Source organism: Devosia sp. (genome assembly GCF_028290625.1).
GTDB lineage: Bacteria > Pseudomonadota > Alphaproteobacteria > Rhizobiales > Devosiaceae > Devosia.
Map to the genome: position 1 here is coordinate 13,286 of NZ_JAQGJM010000001.1, position 17,468 is coordinate 30,753.

Annotated in this window: 13 protein-coding genes, 1 tRNA gene and 1 pseudogene; 7 read left to right on the forward strand and 8 right to left on the reverse strand. The window is 61.8% G+C overall.

Annotated elements, in window-relative coordinates:
• Window positions 1–9: 9 nt before the first annotated feature.
• The gene (locus tag JWR51_RS00070; RefSeq protein WP_299741931.1) at window positions 10–267 is read right to left on the reverse strand and encodes a DUF2171 domain-containing protein; all 258 of its coding nucleotides are present in this window, start codon (window positions 265–267) and stop codon (window positions 10–12) included.
• A gap of 151 nt (window positions 268–418) precedes the next feature.
• Complete coding sequence (locus tag JWR51_RS00075) at window positions 419–1,846, reverse strand: MFS transporter (protein ID WP_299741934.1); 1,428 nt, start codon at window positions 1,844–1,846, stop codon at window positions 419–421.
• A 136-nt stretch (window positions 1,847–1,982) separates the two neighbouring features.
• Between JWR51_RS00075 and JWR51_RS00080 the strand changes: the two genes are divergently transcribed.
• Window positions 1,983–2,555 carry a TetR/AcrR family transcriptional regulator gene (locus JWR51_RS00080; protein WP_299741937.1) on the forward strand — a complete coding sequence of 191 codons (573 nt, stop codon included), beginning with the start codon at window positions 1,983–1,985 and terminating at the stop codon, window positions 2,553–2,555.
• A gap of 166 nt (window positions 2,556–2,721) precedes the next feature.
• On the opposite strand, the gene JWR51_RS00085 is transcribed toward JWR51_RS00080, so the two are convergent.
• Window positions 2,722–3,123: a hypothetical protein gene (locus tag JWR51_RS00085; protein WP_299741939.1), complete on the reverse strand. Its 402-nt coding sequence runs from the start codon at window positions 3,121–3,123 to the stop codon at window positions 2,722–2,724.
• 183 nt (window positions 3,124–3,306) lie between these two features.
• On the opposite strand from JWR51_RS00085, the gene JWR51_RS00090 reads away from it, so the two are divergent.
• A complete protein-coding gene (locus JWR51_RS00090) occupies window positions 3,307–3,609 on the forward strand; it encodes a GIY-YIG nuclease family protein (protein WP_299741942.1) in 303 nt (100 codons plus the stop codon).
• A 248-nt stretch (window positions 3,610–3,857) separates the two neighbouring features.
• Here the strand turns inward: JWR51_RS00090 and JWR51_RS23980 are convergent, their stop codons facing one another.
• The 3 genes from JWR51_RS23980 to polA are packed head-to-tail and all read right to left on the reverse strand — an operon-like array spanning window position 3,858 to window position 8,395.
• A complete protein-coding gene (locus tag JWR51_RS23980; RefSeq protein ID WP_366525522.1) occupies window positions 3,858–4,322 on the reverse strand; it encodes a HEPN domain-containing protein in 465 nt (154 codons plus the stop codon).
• A complete protein-coding gene (locus JWR51_RS00095) occupies window positions 4,323–5,444 on the reverse strand; it encodes a DUF262 domain-containing protein (RefSeq protein ID WP_299741944.1) in 1,122 nt (373 codons plus the stop codon).
• 41 nt (window positions 5,445–5,485) lie between these two features.
• Window positions 5,486–8,395 (reverse strand): DNA polymerase I, encoded by a 2,910-nt coding sequence (gene polA, locus JWR51_RS00100; protein ID WP_299741947.1) that lies wholly within the window; start codon window positions 8,393–8,395, stop codon window positions 5,486–5,488.
• Window positions 8,396–8,581: 186 nt separating this feature from the next.
• Between polA and JWR51_RS00105 the strand changes: the two genes are divergently transcribed.
• Window positions 8,582–10,126 carry an ATPase domain-containing protein gene (locus JWR51_RS00105; protein ID WP_299741950.1) on the forward strand — a complete coding sequence of 515 codons (1,545 nt, stop codon included), beginning with the start codon at window positions 8,582–8,584 and terminating at the stop codon, window positions 10,124–10,126.
• Window positions 10,127–10,146: 20 nt separating this feature from the next.
• Entirely contained in the window at window positions 10,147–12,483 is a 2,337-nt protein-coding gene (locus JWR51_RS00110; protein WP_299742550.1) for a PAS domain-containing protein, read from the forward strand.
• A 276-nt stretch (window positions 12,484–12,759) separates the two neighbouring features.
• Here JWR51_RS00110 and JWR51_RS00115 read toward each other — a convergent pair.
• Window positions 12,760–13,101, reverse strand: a pseudogene (locus JWR51_RS00115) (transglycosylase SLT domain-containing protein); the annotation flags it as partial.
• Between the two features lie 483 nt (window positions 13,102–13,584).
• On the opposite strand from JWR51_RS00115, the gene JWR51_RS00120 reads away from it, so the two are divergent.
• From JWR51_RS00120 to JWR51_RS23985, 3 genes are all read left to right on the forward strand, one after another.
• Window positions 13,585–15,489, forward strand: a complete 1,905-nt coding sequence (locus tag JWR51_RS00120) for a hypothetical protein (protein ID WP_299741953.1) — start codon at window positions 13,585–13,587, stop codon at window positions 15,487–15,489.
• Window positions 15,490–15,664: 175 nt separating this feature from the next.
• Window positions 15,665–15,741: transfer RNA gene (locus JWR51_RS00125), tRNA-Arg, on the forward strand.
• Window positions 15,742–15,846: 105 nt separating this feature from the next.
• On the forward strand, window positions 15,847–16,107 hold the full coding sequence (locus JWR51_RS23985; RefSeq protein WP_366525523.1) for a DNA-directed RNA polymerase subunit alpha C-terminal domain-containing protein: 261 nt from the start codon (window positions 15,847–15,849) through the stop codon (window positions 16,105–16,107).
• Window positions 16,108–16,255: 148 nt separating this feature from the next.
• Here the strand turns inward: JWR51_RS23985 and JWR51_RS00130 are convergent, their stop codons facing one another.
• Window positions 16,256–17,299 (reverse strand): glycosyltransferase family 4 protein, encoded by a 1,044-nt coding sequence (locus JWR51_RS00130; RefSeq protein WP_299741956.1) that lies wholly within the window; start codon window positions 17,297–17,299, stop codon window positions 16,256–16,258.
• Between the last annotated feature and the right edge of the window lie 169 nt (window positions 17,300–17,468).

Genomic DNA, 17,468 nt, shown 5'->3' on the forward strand with positions numbered 1-17,468 from the left:
ATAAGCCGATCAGGCCTGACCGCCGTCCTGTTCTTCCTCGTAGAGCACGGCATTTGCCGCTGTAGCCGAGAGGCGGACCTTATCGCCCTCGATTTCTGCGACGAGCTGGCCTTCGATAAAATGGTGATGGCCTTTATGGCTGCCTTCGCCGCTATCGGCCTTGGTCAGCTTGATGCGGCCGCCTTCGACCTTGTCGACCGTGCCGATATGCACGCCGTCGGCGCCGATGACTTCCATATGTTCCTTGATGCCGTCGAGATTGCTCATGCTAACGCTCCTGCTGAGTTGGATAGGGAAACGTCGGGCAGGGCGGATGGATGCATCGGCCCGAAGCGATGTCGCACTATCTTTTTGACGCTGGTGCCGGACGGATCCGGCACCCAGATGTGGGCCTTTGGCGTGTCGGAGGCAAGACGGCTCAGGCCTCGGCCGGCACCAATTGCTCCAGCGGATCCATGGCGATGGTAGCCCGGCGCGTGCCCGGCACGAGGAATGCCACCGCGATTGCCAGCGTCGCGAGCCCCGCCATGGCGAGAAATCCGGCGACGAAGCCGATCTCGGCCGGCTGGCCATTGGCCTGCAGATTGCCGGTGACCAGCGCACTCATCAGTGCCGCCCCGATCGCCCCGCCGATGGTGCGCAGGTTTGAGTTCATGCCGCTGGCGACCCCGGTCTGCCCGGCCGGCGCCGTCTGCACGATCAGGCTGGCCATGGCGGCGATGCCGAAACCCAACCCCAGGCCGAACACCGTGCCGGCCACCGACACCTGCCACGGCGCGGCATGGAACAGCGCCAGGGCGGCACTGGACAGGGCCGTGAATGCCGCGCCCATTGCCAATTGGTACTTGAAGCCAACCGCATGCACGATCGGCCCGCTGGCAAAGCCGGCCACCGCCATCGCCACCAGCATGGGCAGCATGAGGAGGCCCGATTGCGTAACGCTGGCGCCGAAGCCGAAGCCCGCCGAGGCCGGCAATTGCGCCAGTTGCGGCAGGAAGGCGAAGACGCCGAACATCGAGGCGCCGAACAGCAGGGCGGTCAGATTATTGGTCCAGATGCCGGGCAGGCGCATCAGCTTCATGTCGATCAGCGGATTGGCCGAGCGGATTTCCACTGCGATCCAGGCGGCGAATAGTGCGGCTGCCGCAATGAACAGGCCAATGACATTGCTGGACGCCCAGCCCCAGCGGGTGCCGAAGCTCAGCGGCAGCAGCAGGCTCACCAGCCAGCCAGCGAGCAGCACTGCGGCCAACCAGTTGATCTTGCCGCCAGTGCGCAGCGGAGACTCGGGAATGATAAACCGTGTCGCCGTGGCGCTGGCCACGAACAGCACCATGGGTATCCAGAACAGTCCGCGCCAGCCGAAGGCGCCTTCGATGGGACCGGCGAGGATTGTCCCCAGCCCCGAGCCGATGCCGATAATGGCCGACAGAGCGCCGATGATCGACGGCATGCGGGCGCTGGGGAATTCATCGCGCGCAATGCCATAGGTCAGCGGGAACACCGCGGCGCCGAACCCCTGGATGACGCGACCGGCAATGACCAGTTCGATACTGGGGGCAAACGTGGCGACAAGACTGCCAAGCGCTGCGGCGCCCAGCGCGATGACGAGGGTGCGGCGTTTGCCGATCATGTCGCCGACCTTGCCCAGGATGGGCGTCGATACGGCCGCGGTGAGCAGCCACGCCGTCAGCGTCCAGGTGACGACGGCGGGCGTGGTGCCCAGATCGGCCTGGATGATGGGCAGCACCGGCACCAGCAGCGATTGCAGCATGGAGAAGATGGCGACATTGATCGCCAGAATAGGAAAGATAGCGGCGGCGGGGCCGCGCGTGGTGGAAGTCATGGCTAACGTCCTTGTAACTTGACTATCCGGAGGCAGGCTCCGATATAGAACAGGCAAGACCTCAATGCGGAGGATGCCTCCGGTTCTATATAGCGGAGGGGCCCTCCGCTTGCAAGGTCATTTCGGGAGACCAGCCATGTCCGCAGCGGTGGACACCACATCTATTGCCGTCCAGCGCCCGCATCGTGCCGATGCGCGGCGCAATTTCGATGCACTGCTGACCGCGGCGCGCACCGCCTTTGGCGAAAACGGCACCGATGCCTCGCTGGAGGATATCGCGCGCCGCGCCGAGGTCGGCATCGGCACGCTCTACCGCAATTTCCCCACCCGCGCGGCGCTGATCGAGGCCGTCTATATCGATGGTGTCGAGGACCTGGTCCGGGCCGCCGCCGAGGTAGCAAGCCTGCCGCCCTGGGAGGCGCTGGAGCGCTGGCTCTGGCGCTTCGTCGACTACACCGCCACCAAGAAGGTGCTGATCGAGGCGCTTAACCGCGAATCCGCCATGATCAAATCCTGCCGCGACGCGTTCTTTCACGCCGGCGAACCACTGCTGCTGCGCGCCCAGGCCAGCGGCGACGCGCGGCCCGATACCAGCATCGATGATGTGATGCGCCTCATCGCCGGGGTCGCCGGGGTGAGTTTCCCCAACGCCGAACAGCGCCAGCGTGTGCTGGCCATGGCGATCGACGGGCTGCGGGTGCCGCGTTAGCGGCTGGGGCCAATCGAGATTCAGCTCAGGATGAGCCGAAAATGCCGGTTTTCGAGAACCGGACCGGAGCGTCCGTTGGCACGTGAGGACCGGAAGCGCAGACCCGAAGGGCCGCGCCGCGAATACTGGCATTTGCAGGCCAGCATCAGTTGAATGTCGATCGGTCCTAGGCCGCGATGCGGTCGCTGCGTTCGAGATAGAGCGCATAGACCGTGGTGTCGCCGACCCGGGTTTCCACCCCCCAGGCATCGTAGTCATGGCCATTCTTGCTCATCACCCCGATCGGGGTGACAGCGACGACCAGCGCCTTGGGGGCGATCGCCATGCAGAACGGCTCGCCGATCTGGTTGGCGGTGAGGTAATAGGCGGCATACATGTCATCTGGCGCGTCGGCCTTGGCGATGGCCTCGACGGCGTCCAGCGTGTCGCAGAAAATGGTGCCACGAAACACCGGATCGGTGAAATCGTGCATTTCGCCTGCTGCCGGCGGCGCCGCCAACGTCCCCTGCGATCCGCCAATCATCACTGTGGCGGCCAGCGCCACGCTCCAGAACCAACCTTGCCGCATCACCGCGCTCCTGGGCGGCCTGTCGGGCCACCGTTCATGACACAATGATGACACTATGAGCGCAGTTGCGGGGTAGCGCACAGAATTTCGCCGGTTTTGCACCGGAACGGCGGTGCGAAAGCGCTACACGGAGTGTGTTGTGGCGTTGGTGACAAAGCGCAATCGCCGTGTCTCCATCGACTCATGGGGAACACGTACTTCGTCTACATCATGGCGAGCCGCAAACACGGCACGATCTATGTCGGCGTGACCAACGATCTTGTGCGGCGTGCCTACGAGCACCGCGAAGGCCTGGTTCCGGGCTTCACCAAAATCCATGGCTGCAAGGACCTCGTCTGGTTCGAGACCCACGAGGATATCAGCGAAGCGATTCTGCGCGAAAAGCGCATCAAGAAATGGCGCCGCGAGTGGAAGGATCGGTTGATCGCGGAAAGCAATGCCGACTGGTTTGATCTCTGGTGGGACATAACCGGCCAGCGGGCCTGATCACCGATCCCTGCCATCCACTCGACACCGTGGGTGGGATGGTCTCGTGGCCCCGCGGGATTGACTTCGCACCACCCGTTCCCCAGCCCCGATGTCACCCCGGCGCAGGCCGGGGCCCATCCCGATATGGTGCCCCAGCCGGAAGGTGGGTGGCGCTGACGGGACGACCTAGCGGTGCATGACGCGAACTCAGGATAGGCCCCACCTGGGTGCGCTGAGACGGCCAGATGCCAGCCGTCCTATCTTTACTACGAAGTTGCTTGGACAACCCCATCTATCAGGCGGCGACTGAGGGCCACTAATTCTATTAAGCGTTTAAGGCCAACGGAAGAGGTGCCGCCATGCGAGACCGAATTTCTAACCGCGTAACAAGAGGCAATAGCCTCCTTCACGTCGGGATTCGTCTCCACAAACTTCACAAAGTGACCATACCAATCAGTGTCAAATCGTACCAACAATTGGCCTATAGCCGCGCAGTCAAAGTTGTTGCCGCGTTGAAAATGAGACTTAACGAAATTCAGAACTCGAGGGTGAGCGCGAGAATTTAACCTATTTAATAAGATGACTTCGACACAACGCTCGACGTTGCCGCAAACCAAAACTGCGCCGAAGCGACATAACTGACTCTGAATTTGTTCAGAGACGTCTTTGCCCTGGCACTGTTTAATAAAAGTTTCCAATGCTAAAAATCGACTATCCAACTGTGCTTGCATTCAAATCCCGTTAAATGCATTTATCGCAGCAGACATGCGCGCCTTGACATTCTCCTCGTCCGCCGTAGCTCTCTCCCAAGCCCTACGAAACTCTGGCTGCTGAATTAGTTCGTCGTAAGCCTTTGCTACCGCTTCAGGGCTTGGCTCGGCTTCATTTGGCTTCTGCAAACGTGTGGCAACGCCAACCATAACGGCGTCAAAAACCGCAGCATTAAGCGACCGCACTGGCCTAAATGCTCTTCCATTTAGTGATTTGTTGATCAAATCAACAGTCTGACGAAATACTGCTTCCAATTTTGCTAATCGTTCTGCAGGTGCCTTGTTCATTTTGTCGGAAAATGTATTCAAGAATTTATCCATTGGGCGAGAATAAATGTCTTTATCAAGGAGCATTCCAAAGAATCTAACGATTAATTCCTCATCTTTGGCTCGCTTATTTTCTGGACCAAAGACTTTCCTCCAACTTTCATTTCTATTTAAACTGTGAACAATCTTGGTAAAATCACCTGCGCTAATGCAGTTTCTGATCTCTTGGGGAGACAACCTTATTCCGCCGGAGTTTATCCTCTCAAATACAAAATATATGCTGTCTAATACATCGGACGGCTCGTCTTGTGTGAAAATGGTGGCATGAACGATTGAATCGTCGAGCTTCAATTGATCAGAAGGGTCGAGCTCTTCATATGTTCTGTTTGCCCAAGGTTCTCGAATCCCGAGTAATCTGAACTTCTTTTCAGAAAAAAGGCCAGAGTAGAACGCTTGCAAAGTTCGCAGTCTTTGCTGACCATCTATAACAAGATGCTTGTTAGTTGCTGTTTCCTTGTAAAGGAAAATTCCAGGAACGGGCAAACCCATGAGCAAAGACTCAATGAATTTTGAAGCATGCTTTTGTGACCAAATATAACGACGTTGAAACTCCGGTATGGTGAAGGCGCCGCCCTTCATTCTTTTAACAAGCGAGTCGACGGTATAATCCGCACCATAGCTAGTTATAGAAAATTTCTTGGTGTCTACCTCGTCTAGTAAAGCCTCATCTTCAATACCTTCCGCCAAGGCGATGTCATATTCGTCGCTTGAGGCTACTTGGTCATCTGAGGTTGTAGTGGCGGCTATTTCTGACACTAGGCTAACTCCAATTTTCCAGCAGCATATTGCCACACAACCTAATGCGCCTCATCCCAATTATGCGCCGCGTGTGCATCGACCCTAATCGGCACTGACAGCCGCACTGCCGGTTCCGCTGCCCCTTCCATCACCTTGGTGATCGCCGGCATGGCCGTGGCCTCGCTCCCCAGCGGCACTTCGAAGATCAGTTCGTCGTGCACTTGCAGAAGCATGTCGGCTTCGATGCCGGCCGTCTTCAAGGCCGGCTCCATGCGGATCATGGCGCGGCGGATGATGTCGGCGGCGGTGCCCTGGATGGGGGCGTTGATGCTGGCGCGTTCGACGAAGCTGCGCTCGGACGGATTGGCGGAATTGGCGTTGGGGAACTGGATCTTGCGGCCGAACAGGGTGGTGACGTGGCCATCGATTTTCACGCGGCGGCGCTGCTCGTCCATATAGTCCTTGATGCCCGGGAAACGCTCGAAATAGGTCTTGATATAGTCGCCCGCCTCGCCGCGCGGAATGCCGAGCTGGTTGGCGAGGCCGAAGGCGGAAATGCCGTAGATGATGCCGAAATTGATCGCCTTGGCGCGGCGGCGCACGTCTGACGGCATGCCCTCGACCGGGACGCCGAACATTTCGGACGCCGTCATGGCGTGAATATCGAGGCCTTCCTCGAAGGCGTCCTTGAGCGCCTGGATATCGGCGATGTGGGCGAGGACGCGCAGCTCGATCTGCGAATAGTCGGCCGAGATCAAAATCTTGCCGGGGGCGGCGACGAAGGCGGAGCGGATCTTGCGGCCGTCCTCGGTGCGCACCGGGATGTTCTGCAGGTTGGGCTCGTTGGACGACAGGCGGCCTGTGAGCACGGAGGCTTGGCTGTATGAGGTGTGCACGCGGCCGGTGCGCGCATTGATATGGGCGGGCAGGGCGTCCGTATAGGTGCCCTTGAGCTTGGTGAGCTGGCGCCAGTCCACAATGGTGCGGGCCAGCGGAATGCCCTTGAGCGCCAGGTCCTCGAGCACATCGGCGCCGGTGGCCCAGGCGCCGGTCTTGGTCTTGGAGCCGCCGGGGAGTTGCATCTTGTCGAAGAGGATTTCGCCCAACTGCTTGGGCGAGCCCAGGTTGAAGGTGGCGCCTGCGAGCTCATGCGCCTCGGCTTCCAGCGCGGCAGCGCGCTGGGAGAAATCCCCCGACAGGCGCGAGAGAATGGCGCGATCGACCGAAATGCCGCGCGATTCCATGCGGGAAAGCACGGGAGCCAGCGGCCGTTCGAGGGTTTCGTAGAGCGTGGTGGCGTTTTCGGCGGCGAGGCGGGGTTTCAGCACATGCCAGAGCCGTAGGGTGAGATCGGCGTCCTCGGCGGCATAGCGGGCGGCGGCGGGGATTTCGAGCTGGTCAAAGGTCTTTTGCGCCTTGCCGGTGCCAGCGAGGTCCGCGAACGAAATGCCGGTATGGCCCAGCCAGTTATCGGCGAGCACGTTGAGGCCGTTATACTGCACGCCATCGAGCGCATAGGACAGCAGCATGGTGTCGTCGATCGGCGCCATGGTGATGCCGTAGCGCGCGAAGATCGAGGTGTCGTATTTGGTGTTCTGGCCGATCTTGAGGATCGATTTGTTTTCGAGCAGTGGCCTCAGCGTGTCGAGCACTTCGCGGATCGGCAACTGGCCTTCGACCAGCCCACCCTCGTCCAGCAGGCTCGCGGCGCCGCGCGAATGGCCGACCGGAATATAGCAGCCATTGCCCGGCTCGGTGGAGAGGCACACACCCACCAGGTCCGCCGATTGCGGATCGAGGCCGGTGGTCTCGGTGTCGATGGCGACATGGCCCTTGTCGATGATGCGCGCCATCCAGGCGGTGAGCTGGTCCAGCGTGGTGACGGTTTCGTAGGCCTCGTAGTTGACCGGGATGGCCTTGATGCGCGCGTGCTCTTCCTGGGCATGCAGCGTCGGGCCGGTGCCGGGCACCTGCGGCGCGGCCAGCTTGGCGCGGGCGACCGACAGGTCCTGCGATTTGCGTGGATCGCGGCCGCTGGCGGCGATGGCCGGATCGGCCTCCCAGGCATCGGGATCGGCATCGAGCAGGCCGGCGAGGCGCTTGGTGATGGTGGCGAATTCCATCGCCTTGAGGAACGGGAACAATGCCCCCGGCGCCATCGGCACGCGGATCAGCGCATCGAGCGAGAGTTCCACCGGAACCTCCTGCGACAGCGTCACCAGGCGCTTGGAAATGATGGCGCTTTCGGCATTCTCGCGCAGCTTTTCGCGGCGGGCGTTCTGCTTGATGTCGTCGACATGGGCGAGCAGGTTCTCGACGCTCCCATACTGGTTGATCAGCTCGGCCGCGGTCTTGACGCCGATGCCGGGCACGCCGGGCACGTTGTCGACGCTGTCGCCGCACAGGGCCTGCACGTCGATGACCTTGTCGGGGGTAACGCCGAACTTGGTGAACACCTCGTCCATGCCGATCCAGCGCAGCGGCGGCTGGCCGGGGCGCGGGATGGTGTCGAGCAGGCGGATCGAGCCATCGGGCTCGACCAATTGCATCAGGTCCTTGTCGGAGGACACGATGGTGACCTTGTAGCCCTCGCGGCGGGCATTGCACGCATAGGTGGCTATGATGTCATCGGCCTCCCAGCCCTCCATCTCGATCGAGGGGATCGAAAAGGCGCGGGTGGCGGCGCGGGTCAGCGGGAATTGCGGAACCAGTTCCTCGGGAGCAGGTGGCCGCTGGGCTTTGTATTGCGGATAGATGTCGTCGCGAAAAGTCTTGCCGGAATGATCGAAGATCACCGCCATGTGGGTGGGCGCGTCATCGCCCTTCATGTCCTCGGTGAGCTTGAACAGCATGTTGCAAAAGCCCTGCACGCAGCCGACGGGCAGGCCATCGGACTTGCGATTGAGCTGGGGCAGGGCATGGAAAGCGCGAAAGATATAACCCGAGCCGTCGACGAGCAGCAGATGCATGAGAACCGATTCCTGAGACTGGACGCGTGGCGACTTTACGGGAAGCGGACGCGGCGTCAAAGAGCGGCGAAGTTTTTAGCCCATTGTTCGCTTTGTACGGGAACCGTCGGGCGGCATGCCCGTTCTGAAAAATTCAAGGCATAGAGCGGCCGGTCGCCGCCAAACAATGTGGTTGGTTTTCAGCGTATGTCGGACATTTCAAACACCAAAGCCAGGCTCGGCGTTGCGGGGCTCGACAATATCCTGGTGGGCGGGCTGGCGCGTGGGCACCTTTATCTGCTCGAAGGCAGCCCCGGCACCGGCAAGACCACGATCGCGCTGCAATTCCTGCTCGACGGCGCGGCGCAGGGCGAAACCGGGCTCTATGTGACCTTGTCCGAGACTGAGGACGAGTTGCGCATGACGGCCACTTCGCATGGCTGGGAAATCCAGGACAAATTCAACATTTTCGAACTCGCGCCGCCCGAGAGCCTGCTCGATGGCGAACAGCAGCAGACGCTGCTCTATTCGTCCGATCTGGAACTGGGCGAAACCACCAAGGCGATGTTCGAGGCGGTGGAAGCCATCAAGCCTGATCGCATCGTGCTCGATAGCCTGTCGGAAATCCGGCTTCTCGCGCAGAGTTCGCTGCGCTATCGGCGGCAAATCCTGCTGCTCAAGCACTACTTCGCCCGCAATGGCGCCACGGTGCTGATGCTCGACGATTTGACCACCGAATCCAACGACAAGACGGTCCATTCGGTTGCCCATGGTGTGGTGCGGCTGGAGGAACTGGCGCCCGATTATGGCGCCGAACGGCGGCGGCTTCGGGTGATCAAATACCGCGGCCAGTCCTATCGTGGCGGCTTCCACGATTTCACCATCCAGCGCGGCGGCGTCAACGTGTTCCCGCGGCTGGTGGCGGGCGAGCACAAGACCGAGTTCGAGCGCAGCGTGCTGACCAGCCGGATCGGCGCGCTCGACGCCCTGCTCGGCGGCGGGCTGGAGCGCGGCTCAAGCGCCCTGGTGCTGGGACCTGCGGGCTCGGGCAAGTCGCTGCTGACCATGCACTTCGCCAAGGCCGCGGTGGAGCGCGGCGAGAAGGTCGCGCTATTCATCTTCGATGAGGAACTGGGCCTGCTGTTCGCCCGCGCCAAGGCGATGTCGATCGATCTGGCGGCCATGCAGGCGACCGGCAACCTGTTCATCGACCAGGTCGACGCGGCCGAATTGTCGCCCGGCGAATTTGCCCACCGGGTGCGTGCCCGCGTCGATGCCTCCCAGGTCAAGACCGTGGTGATCGACAGCCTCAACGGCTATCAGGCGGCCATGCCGGCCGAACAGGCGTTGCTGTTGCATATGCACGAACTGCTGCAATATCTGAACCGGCAGGGTGCCACCACGTTCGTCACAGTGGCCCAGCATGGCCTCGTCGGTGACATGAAATCGCCGGTCGATATCACTTACCTGGCCGATAGCGTCATCCTGCTGCGCTATTTCGAGGCGCTGGGGCGGGTGCGGCGCGCCATCTCGATCATCAAGAAGCGCAGCGGCGATCACGAAGACACCATCCGTGAATACCGCATCGGTCGCAACGGGCTGTCGATCGGCGAGCCGCTGGAGGATTTCCAAGGTGTGTTGCGCGGCGTTCCAACCTATACTGGCGCCAGTAAACCGCTGCTGGGGCGCGAAGAAGTTGTCCAGGCGGACAACGAACGCGACTTTCTGTCGGCCGGAGACGAACGGGTGTGATCAACTCGGAGCGTGCATTGGTGCTAGCCCCGGCCGGACGCGATGGTCCGCTGGCGGTATCGCTATTGCAGGGCGTTGGCCGGCAAGCAGAGAACCGTGACGGGATCGCCGAACTGGTCGCTGGCCTGCAGGAGGGCGCAGGGCTTGCCATCATTGCCGACGAGGCGCTGCAATATGCCGATCTGGGTGCGTTGACGCGCTGGATCGAGGACCAGCAGCCCTGGTCCGATTTCCCGTTTATCGTGCTGACCAAGCGCTTGGGCGGGCCCGAACAAAACCCGCTGCTGGCGGACCTGCAGACCGCGCTGGGCAACGTGATCTTTCTGGAGCGGCCCTTCCACACCACGACGCTGGTCAATGTGGTCGACAACGCGCTGCGCGGCCGCCGCCGGCAATATCAGGCGCGGCGCTATCTTGAAGATTTGCGCGAGGGCGAACGAAACCTGGCGACGGCACTGTTGGCTGGTCGCATGGGCAGTTGGGAGCTCGACATCGCCGAGCAGCGCTTGAGCGGTTCGGACCAGTTCAAGGCCTGCTACGGAAGGGCCCCCGACGACGCGTTCCTGTTTGCCGACCTGATTGAATCCATCGGCTGGTCCGACCAGAGCCGCGTGCAACGGGCGATGGACGATGCCATCGGGACCGGTTCGGACCTGGTCATCGAATACCGGGTTAACTGGCCCGATGGCAGCGAGCATTGGGTCGATGCGCGGGCCCGTGTGCTGACCGACCGTTCCGGCAGGCCGGCGACGGTTATCGGGGTGACCTCCGACATCACCGAGCGCAAGCAGGCCGAAGCCTTCCGCGACGAGATGGTGCAGGAACTGGCGGTCGAACGCGAACGCACCCAGGAGGCCTTGCGCGGCGAACGCGCGCTGTCGGGCCTGCTGATGACCAGCGTGCCGGCTGGCATCGTTGCCTACGATCCCGATCTCAACGTCACCATCTGGAACCCGGTGATGGAGCGCCTGTTCGGCGTCAGCGCCGCCGAGGCCAAGGGCCGGCCGCTGGCCGAACTGATCGGGGCCGGCCAAAGCGAGGCGATCACGCCACGCCTGCACGATGCACTGGCCGGGGTCTCCGGCCCGATCGAGGAGATCGAGCTGACCACCGAGGCCGCCGGCCAGATCGCGCTGGAAAGCCAGCACGCGCCCCTGCGCGGCGGCGACGGGCAGATCGTGGGCGGGGCCGCATTTTTCCGCGAAATGACCGACCGGCGCCGGGCTGAGGAACAATTGCGCCAGGCCCAGAAGATGGAAACCATCGGCCAGCTTACTGGCGGGGTGGCGCATGATTTCAACAACCTGCTGGCCGCCATACAGGGCAATCTCGAACTGCTGCGCAAGCGCCTGCCCGACGATCCACAATTGCATCGCTTCATCGACGGCGCCTTGCAGGGCGCCCAGCGTGGCGCGTCGCTGACCTCGCGGCTGCTGGCCTTCGCGCGGCGCCAGGACCTGCGGCCCCTGCCGACCGACCTGGCGCAATTGCTGGAAGGCATGCGCGCCTTATTGGAGCGTTCGATCGGCCCGCGGATCGCGGTGGAGTTCGATCTGGCGCCTGATCTGCCGCCCGCCAAGGTCGATCCCAACCAGCTCGAACTGGCCATCCTGAACCTCGCCGTCAACGCCCGCGACGCCATGCCCGACGGCGGCACATTGCGCATTGCGCTGATCCAGCGCGAGGGCGCCTGGCGCGGGCTGGGGCTCGATGGCAGTTTCCTGCGCCTGAGCGTAACCGATACCGGTTTCGGCATGGATGCCGCGACGCTCAAAAGCGCAATCGAGCCGTTTTTCTCCACCAAGGAACTGGGCAAGGGCACCGGCCTGGGCCTGTCCATGGTGCATGGCCTGGCCGTGCAACTGGGCGGCGCGCTCAACCTGGTCAGCCAGCCCGGCAAGGGCACCACCGCCGAATTGTGGCTCCCCGTATCAACCGCACCCGTCAAAGAGGTTTTGGAAATGGAACCCGTCAAAGCCGAAGCGCCAGCCTCCACCATCCTGGTGGTCGATGACGATGCGCTGATCAATATGAACACCGTCGATATGGTCGAAGACCTCGGCCACACCGTGCTGGAAGCCTATTCGGGCAAGCAGGCGCTGGAAATCCTGGGCAGCGGCAAGCGCATCGACGCGCTGATTACCGATTATGCCATGCCGGGCATGACTGGCGTCGAACTGGCCACCAGGGCGCGCGAATTGTATCCGGAACTGCCGATCCTGCTGGCCACCGGCTATGCCGACCTGCCCAGCGGCACCACCACCGACCTGCCGCGCCTGTCCAAGCCCTATCAACAGGCCGAACTCGCCGCACACCTGTCGCGGCTGCTGACCAGCGGAATGGCGCAGGGGTCATGATTTCGGACTGAGAGTGTTGGCGGGGCGACCCTCGCGCTCTTCACCTCTCCCTTGGGGGAGAGGTCGGCGCGTAGCGACGGGTGAGGAGGCCTCAAACGCGCATCCTACCCAGTAAAGGCCCCCCTCATCCGCCCTTCGGGCACCTTCTCCCACGAGGGGAGAAGGGAGTTCCGTGGGTGGGTTGAACTCTGAGCCAACCCTCGCCCCTTGCGGGAGAGGGTGGATCGGCCGCAGGTCGAGACGGGTGAGGGATTTGCTTCAGCACGCACCAAGACGTCAGCGGAAGCCGGCTTCTTCCAGCAAACCGGCGCGCTTGGCGTCGTAATAATAGCCGCTGGCGTAGAATCGCATCGCCTGGTCTTCATTACCACGCGCCGTCACATAGGCGCCGGCGAGATATTTGGCGGCATAGCGCAAGTTGGTATCGGCATCGAGCAGCCCGCCCGGGCTGCCGCCATAGCCCATGCCACGCGCAGTGGCGTGACTGATCTGCATCAAACCGAAATAGGGCCCGTTGCGGGCACCCGGATTATAGCCGCTCTCGCGCACGATGACGCGGCGGATCAGCCGTTCGGGCACATTATAGGCCGAGGCATATTTGGCGATCAGCGGATCGAGCGCCGGACGGCTCGGCCCTGATGGCGCAAACGAGGCTTCCACCACCGGAGCCGCATTTGGCGAGGCGAAAGCCAAGAGGCCCGCCAGCGGATTGCTGTCATGTTCTTCGGCCGCGGCGGCCTGTTGGGCGGCTTCGGGCTGTGGCGCGGGCTTGGGAGCCGCCAGCGCCGCCGTTGGACCGGGGGCCATCTTGAACGAGCTCATCGAGCAGCCGGAGACTAGGAGGCTCAGAAGGGCCACGCCCGCTACCATGATTGCCGTTTGTCGCATGCAGTGTCCCGTAATCTGACGCACTACCTTAACCGATTTGTCCCAATCCGGCGATAGGGCTCAAACACGGCCCTATCATGGCAGAAAACGGGCGCAAAACCTGGGGAGCCGCAATCGCGAACACAATTGCCCAATTGCCATCCGGGACTGGATGGCTATGAGTAAAAATTGAAGGACCCTCTGGCAGTGCCTTCGCATCTGGATGGGGCTTTGATGGCTAAGCGCAATTCCTTGGGCGCCCGACTGCGCTACGAGTTCGATAAGTCGATGTCGGCAGGCCCGGTCGCGCTGATCGGCTGGCTGGCGATCCTGTCGCTGCTGGTAATCCTGGTTGCCGGCGCCATCATCACCCTGCTGCGCATTGCCCCCGAGGGCGGCGAAGTGCCCGGCTTCATCGAGGCCTCCTGGGAGGCCCTGATGCGCACGCTCGATAGCGGCACCATGGGCGGCGACGCCGGCTGGGGCTTCCGCATCGTCATGCTGGCCGTCACCATCGGCGGCATCTTCATCGTCTCCACCCTGATCGGCGTACTCTCCACCGGCATCGAGTCCAAGCTCGATGAGCTTCGCAAGGGCCGCAGCCAGGTGCTGGAAAACGACCACACCATCATTCTCAACTGGAGCCCGTCGATCTTCGACATCATCGGCGAACTGGTGGTGGCCAATAAAAGCCGCAAGAAGCCGCGCATCGTCATCATGTCCACCCGCGACAAGGTCGAGATGGAAGACGAGATCGCCGCCAAGGTGCCCAACCTCGGCAATACCCGCATCATCTGTCGCCATGGCGATCCCACCGATCTCTATGACCTGACCCTGACCTCGCCGCAGACCGCCCGCTCCATCATCGTGCTGTCGCCCGAACAGGGCGAGGACGAGACCGACGATGTAGATAGCCGCGTCATCAAGACCATCCTGGCTTTGGTCAACGATCCGCGCCGCCGCGCCGCGCCCTACCGGATCGCTGCGGAAATCCGCCATGCCGCCAACGCCGACGTCGCCCGCGTAGTCGGCGGCAAGGAAGTCCAACTGGTGCTGGCCGACGATCTGATCGCCCGCATCGTCGTCCATTCCTCCCGCCAATCCGGCCTTTCGGCCGTCTATTCCGAGCTTTTGGACTTCGACGGCTGCGAAATCTACACGCTGGAACAACCAGACCTCGCCGGCAATGTCTTTGGCGACAGCCTGATGGCCTATGAGAGCTCCACCCTGATCGGCCTCTGCGCCCCCGACGGCAGCGTCACCCTCAATCCGCCCATGGACACCGTGATCCTGCCCGGCACCAAGGCGATCATCATTGCCGAGGACGACGCAGCAGTCCGTATTGCCACCAACAATATCAGCGTCGACATCGCGGCGATCCGCGCTGCTGAACACCGGCCCGCTTTGCCCGAGCGCACCCTTATCCTGGGCTGGAACCGCCGCGCCAAGATCATCGCCTATGAGCTGTCGCGCTATGTGGCGCCCGGCTCGGTGCTCGCCATCGCCGCCGACACGCCCGACCTCGACGCCGAGGTCGCGGCGCTCAGCATCGCCAGCGATAATCTCTCGGTCGCTTATGGCAAGGTCGATACCACCAGCCGCACCGCGCTCGAGGGACTCGATATCCCCAGCTACGACCACGTGCTGGTGCTGGGCTATTCCGACCACATGGCCGCCCAACCCACCGATACTCGCACCCTGGTGACCCTGCTGCACCTGCGCAAGATCGCCGACGCCGCCGGCATCCACATCAATGTGGTGTCCGAGATGATCGACGTGCGCAATCGCGAGTTGGCCGAAGTCACCCGCGCCGACGATTTCGTGGTCAGCAACAAGCTGGTCAGCCTGATGCTCGCCCAAGCCTCGGAAAACGACTCGCTGGCCGCCATCTTCGATGACCTCCTCGACGAGGAAGGCTCTGAAATCTACATGCGGCCGGCCGAGGACTATGTGGCGCTCGGCGCGCCGGTCAATTTCTACACCATCACCCAGGCCGCCCGCGACCGCGGCGAAGTCGCCATGGGTTACCACCGCCCCCGTCCCGGCGCCGTTGCCGGCGGCATCGTTGTCAATCCAATCAAGTCGAAAGCCATGGACTATGTCGCCGGCGATCGCCTGATCGTCCTGGCGCGCGATTGACAAACCAAACTGGCACGGATCGCAGGGTGGGGCTCCTGGCTCGCAAGAATCCAGCATGCTGCAAGAATTCACACCCGAAAATGACGCGATTTAGCCCTTCATCCCCTGTTGCGCCGCCGCCCGGCTTTGGCTAGGTTGCGCCCATTCAGCCGGAGCCCCGCTCCGCCTCACGGATGCACCCGTAGCTCAGCTGGATAGAGCGCTGCCCTCCGAAGGCAGAGGTCGGGGGTTCGAATCTCTCCGGGTGCACCAAAAATCTCCAATATTATCAGTATGATATGGCCCGACGTCCATACCGATTATCGGGGCGAAAGGAAATTGCAACCACATTGCAACCAGCCCATTTCGTAGCTCGGCGTGCCCACTCGTCTGATCGGCGGAAACTCCCCTACCAACCTAGAAATACAGACCGTGTCCGACCTCGCGGGCGTTTCTCTTGGCAATCTTCTGAAGACACAAAACTTCGGTCGGAAATCCGTTGCGAACCTCATGGCCGGGCTGGAAGCACCCTTGCCGAAGGGCCGCCCGTTCCCTGGCCAGCCTGACAGCCTCAAGCTTGAACTCCCGGCTGAACTTGCGTCTCTCCATCAAACTCTCCAGTTTCCAAAAGCACCTTAACTCGGTGTCCTCAAAACCGGCAGCAGCTCAGCCGCTTGTCTGTTGGTTTACGCTTTGGTGCGGCCTAGTCTGGCTCGCAGGGACCGCGCGGGCTTTTCAACCTCCAGCCATACGCTCCAGGTCTCCCCGGCGATCGAGTTAGGCGGCGTCATGCCTTTTTGCCGCTCCATTCGAGCTTGGCGCCAGCACCTGTCAGCACTGCCGCCACAAGCAGTGGCAGGTAGCACAAGCCGACAAATGCCCATTCCAGCGTCGGTTGAAATTGGGCCCCGAAGGCGCATGAGCCGGCCCATACCAACGTAAGCCCGCCATAGAGCGTGGTGACTGGTTTATGCCCCCATAGGCGCGATAGCTGTTGGTATGCATGGCGGCGATGTGCCCGCCAAGGTCGCTCGCCATGCCGGATACGGCGCAGCAAGGTCACGGTTGCGTCGCTGAAGAAGATCGAAACGAGGCTCAGCCACGTCGAGTACCGCAGAGCACCATCTGCGACCGTCAGCAATACTGCCCCAAAAATGAGCAGCGCCAGAAAATTGGAGCCGACATCGCCCATGAAGATATTGGCGGGCGGCCAGTTGCGGACAAGGAAGCCGGCGGTGGCGGCGGCAGTCGCGATCATCACCCAGAACAGCGGGGCGGATGGCGCTGACTTGTCGCCGAGCAACCAAATCAAGCAGGCCAAAAGCAGGATCAAAATGGCCTGGCTGGCCGCGATGCCATCAATTCCGTCCATGAAGTTGAACAGGTTAACCCACCAAAGACCGGTCAAAACGAGAAATACAGCCAGAATAGCACCACTCAGAACCAGACCGAATGGCAGGGCCAATGGCGTCACGGGCCAGGCCAGCCACACCAGGAGGCTGACCACGACAATCTGGACCGGAAACCGCACAGCCGGTGGCAGGTCACGCAGATCGTCGACAAAACCCAAGGCGGCGATTGTGGCGCAGAGAACGGCAAGCGACGTGAGCATGGGCAGGTTACCGGCAATTCCCATAACGATAGCGGCCAGGACACCGGCCACGGCGATCGCGATGCCGCCGCCACGCGGGGTGGGCGTGGTGTGCGACGAACGCTCATTCGGCGCCTTGATTAATCCGGACGACGCCGCGCTGGCTTCGGTGATCCGGGTGATTGCCCATGCCAAGCCAAAAGCGATAATGGTTGTCAGTCCGGCGACTATGAGATTCAATTATGCCTCGCGGTTTCGCTCAATGTGGATAGCGCAAACCTCAAATCGCAGCAAACCGGGCCACACTCCGGCCTGTGCTATCAATTTTCCGCAGCGAACATAAAAATATTGTTGGTTGTCGGTCGTGACTGGGTAGTCGCGTCCGAATAAAAACAGCGAATACGGTTGC

Excerpts from the sequence above, each read along its gene's own strand:
- JWR51_RS00080 (WP_299741937.1), top strand. The coding sequence starts at position 1,983 with ATGTCCGCAGCGGTGGACACCACATCTATTGCCGTCCAGCGCCCGCAT.
- JWR51_RS00090 (WP_299741942.1), top strand. The coding sequence starts at position 3,307 with ATGGGGAACACGTACTTCGTCTACATCATGGCGAGCCGCAAACACGGC.
- JWR51_RS23980 (WP_366525522.1), bottom strand. The coding sequence starts at position 4,322 with ATGCAAGCACAGTTGGATAGTCGATTTTTAGCATTGGAAACTTTTATT.
- JWR51_RS00085 (WP_299741939.1), bottom strand. The coding sequence starts at position 3,123 with ATGCGGCAAGGTTGGTTCTGGAGCGTGGCGCTGGCCGCCACAGTGATG.
- JWR51_RS00070 (WP_299741931.1), bottom strand. The coding sequence starts at position 267 with ATGAGCAATCTCGACGGCATCAAGGAACATATGGAAGTCATCGGCGCC.
- JWR51_RS00105 (WP_299741950.1), top strand. The coding sequence starts at position 8,582 with ATGTCGGACATTTCAAACACCAAAGCCAGGCTCGGCGTTGCGGGGCTC.
- JWR51_RS00075 (WP_299741934.1), bottom strand. The coding sequence starts at position 1,846 with ATGACTTCCACCACGCGCGGCCCCGCCGCCGCTATCTTTCCTATTCTG.
- JWR51_RS00120 (WP_299741953.1), top strand. The coding sequence starts at position 13,585 with ATGGCTAAGCGCAATTCCTTGGGCGCCCGACTGCGCTACGAGTTCGAT.
- polA (WP_299741947.1), bottom strand. The coding sequence starts at position 8,395 with ATGCATCTGCTGCTCGTCGACGGCTCGGGTTATATCTTTCGCGCTTTC.